This is a genomic window from Microcystis sp. M109S1, from assembly GCF_020247025.1.
Taxonomy (GTDB): Bacteria; Cyanobacteriota; Cyanobacteriia; order Cyanobacteriales; family Microcystaceae; genus Microcystis.
Window position 1 is genome coordinate 1 of sequence record NZ_JADBRW010000273.1, and the last position, 5,856, is coordinate 5,856.

The window sequence follows — 5,856 nt, forward strand, 5'->3', positions numbered from 1 at the left end:
ATTACGGGACAAAGGGTTAACCTCGATTTATGATTTTCCTTGATATATCTGGGTTTCAGCGATTTTGGGCTTGGTCGAAGTAAATCCCAAGCGGGGATTGGAGTTGAGGCTTTTCTCGATTTGTTTTTTGTCTAAGTCCCACTAACTGCGCCACCAGATGGGCGTTTTCCCCGTGTCCCCCGATTCCCCTACCATAGAATAGTAAAAAAATCTACATCAAAAGTAGTGGACATTGGCAAAAAAAACAAATACGATGTAGAAGGATACGTTGTATCCTTTTGACTGTACCTAGCCTTTAACTAAGGAGATCTTCCAGTGGAACTCACTATTAAAACCCTTGTTTTATCCACTGCCACTTTTGGCTTAATGTTGAGTGTAACACAAAACGCCCAAGCCGCTACTCTAATTCCTGGAGTCACTGCCTCAACGACCATATCAACACAATGGGCTCTAAACAATGCCGTCAACGGCCAGGGGCTGCCCGGTAACACTCCGAGTCTGACGGGAGTTCACGCTCCGTCGGGCAGTTCTAATTCTTGGCGGTCAGATATTTTAGCTAACACGCAGGGCACCCCAATTCCCTCAGGTACTATCACGTTTAATCTCAATGGTAGCTATAATCTGTCTGGGTTTACTTTCTGGAACCTTGGCGGTGGTAGTGCCGAGCTTACCCGTCAGGGAATTAACAATGTGACGATTGAATACTCCAACAACGGTGGAACAACTTGGAGTACCCTGAGTGGCGCTCCCAGTATGTTTGCTCAAGGAACTTCTGGTTCCCCAGCTACCAGCCAGGTCGCACAGCAGTTCAGTTTTGCCTCAGTCGCTGCGACTCATGTTAGATTTACTAATCTGAGTAACTTTGGGGGGTTCACTGACCCCACCAATAACAATCGCATTGGCTTCTCAGAGATTCAGTTTGCTGCAGGAACCAAAATCCCCGAACCTTCTTCCTTGCTTGCTCTGTTAGCCTTTGGTTTAGCGGGCGTTAGTTTGGGAAAAAGAATTTAACTTAGTGTCAGCAGAATTCCCTCGCTTTTAGCGATGGGATGAATGCCCAACACATAGACAATTCTCAAAAACCGATGCTCCGATAAACAGATCTTGACCACTATTCCTTAAGCGATAACCGAGCCTCGGCGGGTCGTGTTGCCAGGAAAAGTATGGGTCTTAGGAACTAGGACGGATGCCGGGGTCGGGAAAGTAAGACTGGCTATCTTTCGAGGTAGAAAGCGCATCCCATTGAAGCAGGAAGCTCTCAACGACCTTGAGAGTGGTTCACGAAAAGTAATTCCCGATGTCGTTGACCAGGGAATAACGGGTTTGCCGTTTAACCCGCTCCGTGCTTAATCCACTACGAATGACTAAGCTTTCAGGCTTTTAAGTAGGTTTGAGTAGGTTTAGTTGAGCGGTGCTGTCCCCGTGTCTCCCTATTCCGATACCATAAAACAATAAAAAAACTGTATCAAAAGTAACAGACACGGTCAAAAAAAACAAATAAAACGCGCTGGGGTGCTATGCCCCAACTTAACTTGACCTAATTCTATTTAAGGAGATTTCCCAGTGAAACTCGCTATTACACCTCTTGCTTTATCCACTGCCGGCGTTGTCAGATGTAAAGATGAATCAAGCAAAAGTGTAGGGAACTGGAACATCCTTAAACTTAAGGTAATGAATTAGAAGCGGTAGGGAATTTTCTAACATTTTGACACATTTTGAGTAGCAGAGAGTCTGACGATGAAGACGCACGGTTGTAATGACGTAATCTTGTATTTTCTCCCTCTACCCTTGTCCTATAAGTTTTGCTAACAATCTGATCCCCGTCAGGGATATACTTTAGACGTTCATAATCTGAGATTTATTAAACTTCTGAAATCGTAGAGTGAGCAAGGAATCCAGTTCTTTTTTATGTTTCAGATGGGCATCATTCAGACATTCATAAATAAATAGCTGAAGAAAAGTCAGAAAAGTTTTCATAATATTTACCATATAAACATTTCTTTTTGACAAATTTCCACAGCCTTTCAATTAAATTTAGATTAGGCGAATAAGACGGCAGATAGAGTAGCTCTATTGACAAAGAAAGAGCCAATTCTTCAACAATTTTACATTTTTGATAGCGGGCATTATCTAATACTAGAGTGATAGGAATTATTAGTCCTAAATCAGCTATTTTTGACTGGAGTTCACAGACTTGAGTTGCTGTAATATAAGTGTCAGGCGTTGCTGATTTGAGATATGAATCTTCTTTTGTGGGATTTTTAAAACCTAGACCCAAACTAACTTTTGGATGGGTGCAAGGTTGTCATTCATACCTTGATTCAGCAACGCCTCTTTGAGTGAAAAATGCAAGTTATAGCCGTGCAAAGTATAGCCTTCAAGCCGACATTATAGGTAAAGTTGCACCAATGATCGTCGGAATGAGATGCGTTCCGACTAGGTTCTTGGCTGGAGCAAGATTTAATCCAGGAATAAAGTGATAATGCGTAGCTATGCGCTACATTAAATCAAAGGAATTGAGGTATTGATTATCGCAAAGTATGTTCAACCCAGAACCGGAGCAGAAATGCTTGGAGTCCACGTCTGAACCCTTGTCAAGTGGGAGCAGAATGAGCCATTAACTTCTTGCCATTGCCGGACTAGCAAAGAGCCTCTAAATCGAAACCCTAGCCAGAAAAATCGGAAAAACAGACCTAGGGTTGCTTGCGAGTGCTATAAAGGTAGATAGTCATCTCGATCGCCTAATCGTCCTAACTATGCCACGCACTCAACGTAACGATAATTTTATTGATAAATCTTTTACCGTCATGGCGGATATCATTTTAAAGATACTCCCCGCCAATAAAAAAGCCAAGGAAGCCTTTGTTTATTACCGAGATGGGATGTCTGCCCAAGCTGACGGCGAATACGCCGAAGCCCTCGATAATTACTATGAGGCTTTAACATTAGAAGAGGATCCTAACGATCGCAGTTATATCCTCTACAATATCGGTATTATCCACGCTAGTAACGGCGAGCATGAAAAGGCTCTGGAATACTACGAAGAAGCTATCGAACTTAATCCCAGAATGCCCTCCGCTTTGAATAATATCGCCGTTATTTACCATTTTCAGGGGGAAAAAGCCAGAGAAGACGGTCAACAGGCCGAAGCGGAAGCACTCTACGACAAAGCGGCAGAATACTGGAAACAAGCCATCCGATTAGCCCCCAATAACTACATTGAAGCCCAAAACTGGCTGAAAATCACCGGGCGATCGGAAATTGATGTTTTCTTCTAAATTGAGGAGACAGAATTCAGGAGTCGGTCGTCAGGAGTTAGGAGTCAGGAGATTATTTTTATTTATTCTCCCCATCTCCCCATCTCCCCATCTCCCCAACCCCTAACCCCCAACCCCTAACCCCCAACCCCCAACCCCCAACCCCCAACCCCTAACCCCTAACCCCTAACCCCTAACCCCTAACCCCATTTCTCCCATGATCGATCGAGCTACAGTTGAAAAAATCGCCCATTTAGCCCGTTTAGAGATTAATAGCGGCGAAGAAGAAGAATTTGCGGGGCAATTAAGCGGGATACTAGATTATTTCGAGCAGTTAAGCGAATTAGACACGGAAAATGTGCCACCCACCATGCGAGCGATCGAAATTCAAAATATCACTCGCGCCGATAGTAATAGACTTTATCCCGATCACGAGGTCTTAGTGCAAGAATCGCCGGCCCCAGAAGGGGATTATTTCCGGGTTCCCCGTATTCTCAACACCGACGAAGACTAAATCAGTGATCAGTGATCAGTGATCAGATTTGAGTTTTCAGTTCACTGATTACTGATCACTGTTTATTGTTTACTGATTTAGATGCCATCTAGGGTTTTTGCTGCTATCTTGGACTAAGATCAGACCTAGCAATGGAGACATAATATAATGATCGCATCTCAAGATGTGGCACCATTTCAGCTTATTTCGACCGTAGAATCGGCAGCAACAGAATTTAGGCCTTGGGGTTCTTTCACCACCCTAGAAGAAGGTCTTGGTTATAAAATCAAGCGAATTGAAGTGAATCCGGGTCATCGTCTCAGTTTACAGATGCACTACCATCGCAGTGAACACTGGATTGTCGTTTCGGGAACGGCAAAAGTCACCTGTGGAGATAACGAAGAAATTCTCGGAGCCAATCAGTCCACTTATGTGCCGCAGTGTACCGCTCACCGTCTGGAAAACCCCGGGGTGATCAAATTGGTGTTAATTGAAGTGCAAAATGGGGAATATTTAGGAGAGGATGATATAGTCCGTTTTCAGGATGATTATGCTCGTCATCAGAGCTAAGACTGTGTTTAGGGAGACAGAAGGCCAAGAAACTATATTTCCGCCCCAAAAACCTTTTTAGGTTAGTCTGCCTGACTGTCTTCCCTACCCTCAAGGCTCGTCAAGTTCTAGAAAAATTTTCTTTTCCGGCCGGGTAGCGGTTTTCTCCCTGGGAGGTAAAGGCGCGGGGAGGGGGATTGATTTTGACCATGTTGTGAGCAAAGAACGGGTAAAGCAGAAAAATAAACTTCCCCTAGACCCTGTGTGGGAAGCTTGAGGAAAGCTGGGTTAGGGGAAATGATTTATTCCTTTGCTGGATTAATTCCAAGATATAACTCTCATTTGTCAGGACTATAACGGCCGGATGTCAATTCTGTGACAAAGAAAAGCCGTCAGCTTTTTCTCCCCACTTCCCCACTTCCCCCCGCAACGCGTACGAAGTGGTCTCCCCTCTCCCCTCTCCCATCTCCCAACTCCCGTCCACCTATTTTCTGAGAATTCTAGAGGTACTTGTAAATATTTGTTACAACGAGACGAGGAAAAATCTGACGGCAGGGACACAAGAAAGGATTAGCGACGGGGATCAAGGATTTCAGCAGGAAATTGCATTGGGGATCAAGAGAAACCGATTGTAAAGTTTTCGATACCTCTCGCCGATTCTTGTAATAGTTCGATACATTTAACATAGATGATCAGCGATGATTGTAAATTTATATTGCGAATAGCTCATCTTCTTCGGTGTTTTCCCTATACTGGTTTTCATCAACTTTGAGCCGACGTGCAGAAAAGTTAGACCACCAAGTTTGTAAGAGGTCAGGAAGATGCAATTAACCGCAAGAAATAACTGGGGCTACGTTTCTTTAGCAATGCTAAAAAGCTTTCTTCTCTGGAGTTTCGTCCTCACTGTCTGTTTATTAGTAGTGGGATTTCCTTTAGTAGTATTAATGATGACAGTGGGAGCATTGTCGGCGATTATCTTACAGTCAGTTTTACCGATTAGTTCGGTGCTTTTAGTGGCGGGAATGATTATCGGCATCAATATTTTGGCTATCCTAATTAGTGCCGCTTTATTAACAGCAAAAGGTATTCATCCCCATGAAGTTAGCTGGTTGCACTGGTTACACGGTGAGGTAAAAACCTCTCATCAAGCTGTTTATGCTTCTTGTCCCCTAACTTGCGGGGTAGTTCATTAAATCTGATTTTCTTACAGTGGAATTACTTACCTTTTTTCTATTTAGATTTATTTAAGTTTTCAACTGCTTTATCGGTTGACTATACACATTCCAAGCTAGTGCAACCCGGTTTCACCGGGTTTTTTCATCGTTATTGAGCTAAAGCAGTTATCTGAATGGTGAGGTACGAAGTTTTCGTTTTGGGGAGTCGGTCTTCGCTCAAATTAGGTTAAACTTCATCTATTTTGACATCCTCACCGCCGTAAACGGACGGTGATTCCCAAACCTCACGATTTAGGTTTCTGCTTCTTTCCCTTGCGGGGTTCCGCACCTGCCTTAACAGATTTACTCTGTTCTGGTCTTATGGTCGCTCTACAGACTGACA

At 43.7% G+C, this 5,856-nt stretch carries 5 protein-coding genes and 2 pseudogenes; 5 read left to right on the forward strand and 2 right to left on the reverse strand.

Annotated elements, in window-relative coordinates; translation table 11 throughout:
• Nucleotides 1–315 precede the first annotated feature (315 nt).
• The gene (locus IM322_RS13490) at nucleotides 316–1,011 is read left to right on the forward strand and encodes a discoidin domain-containing protein (RefSeq protein WP_287699158.1); all 696 of its coding nucleotides are present in this window, start codon (nucleotides 316–318) and stop codon (nucleotides 1,009–1,011) included.
• A 615-nt stretch (nucleotides 1,012–1,626) separates the two neighbouring features.
• On the opposite strand, the pseudogene IM322_RS13495 reads toward IM322_RS13490, so the two are convergent.
• A pseudogene (locus tag IM322_RS13495) lies at nucleotides 1,627–1,834 on the reverse strand (IS1 family transposase); the annotation flags it as partial.
• A 2-nt stretch (nucleotides 1,835–1,836) separates the two neighbouring features.
• Nucleotides 1,837–2,224: pseudogene (locus IM322_RS13500) on the reverse strand (transposase); the annotation flags it as partial.
• 532 nt (nucleotides 2,225–2,756) lie between these two features.
• Here IM322_RS13500 and IM322_RS13505 point away from each other — a divergent pair.
• From IM322_RS13505 to IM322_RS13520, 4 genes are all read left to right on the forward strand, one after another.
• Entirely contained in the window at nucleotides 2,757–3,278 is a 522-nt protein-coding gene (locus tag IM322_RS13505; RefSeq protein ID WP_287674932.1) for a photosystem I assembly protein Ycf3, read from the forward strand.
• A 196-nt stretch (nucleotides 3,279–3,474) separates the two neighbouring features.
• On the forward strand, nucleotides 3,475–3,771 hold the full coding sequence (gene gatC, locus IM322_RS13510; RefSeq protein WP_287674925.1) for an Asp-tRNA(Asn)/Glu-tRNA(Gln) amidotransferase subunit GatC: 297 nt from the start codon (nucleotides 3,475–3,477) through the stop codon (nucleotides 3,769–3,771).
• A gap of 147 nt (nucleotides 3,772–3,918) precedes the next feature.
• Complete coding sequence (locus IM322_RS13515) at nucleotides 3,919–4,320, forward strand: phosphomannose isomerase type II C-terminal cupin domain (RefSeq protein ID WP_287169945.1); 402 nt, start codon at nucleotides 3,919–3,921, stop codon at nucleotides 4,318–4,320.
• Between the two features lie 800 nt (nucleotides 4,321–5,120).
• Entirely contained in the window at nucleotides 5,121–5,492 is a 372-nt protein-coding gene (locus IM322_RS13520) for a hypothetical protein (protein ID WP_287674928.1), read from the forward strand.
• The last annotated feature ends 364 nt before the right edge of the window (nucleotides 5,493–5,856 follow it).

Coding starts and splice junctions, on each gene's coding strand:
- IM322_RS13505 (WP_287674932.1), top strand. CDS start 2,757: ATGCCACGCACTCAACGTAACGATAATTTTATTGATAAATCTTTTACC.
- gatC (WP_287674925.1), top strand. CDS start 3,475: ATGATCGATCGAGCTACAGTTGAAAAAATCGCCCATTTAGCCCGTTTA.
- IM322_RS13515 (WP_287169945.1), top strand. CDS start 3,919: ATGATCGCATCTCAAGATGTGGCACCATTTCAGCTTATTTCGACCGTA.
- IM322_RS13520 (WP_287674928.1), top strand. CDS start 5,121: ATGCAATTAACCGCAAGAAATAACTGGGGCTACGTTTCTTTAGCAATG.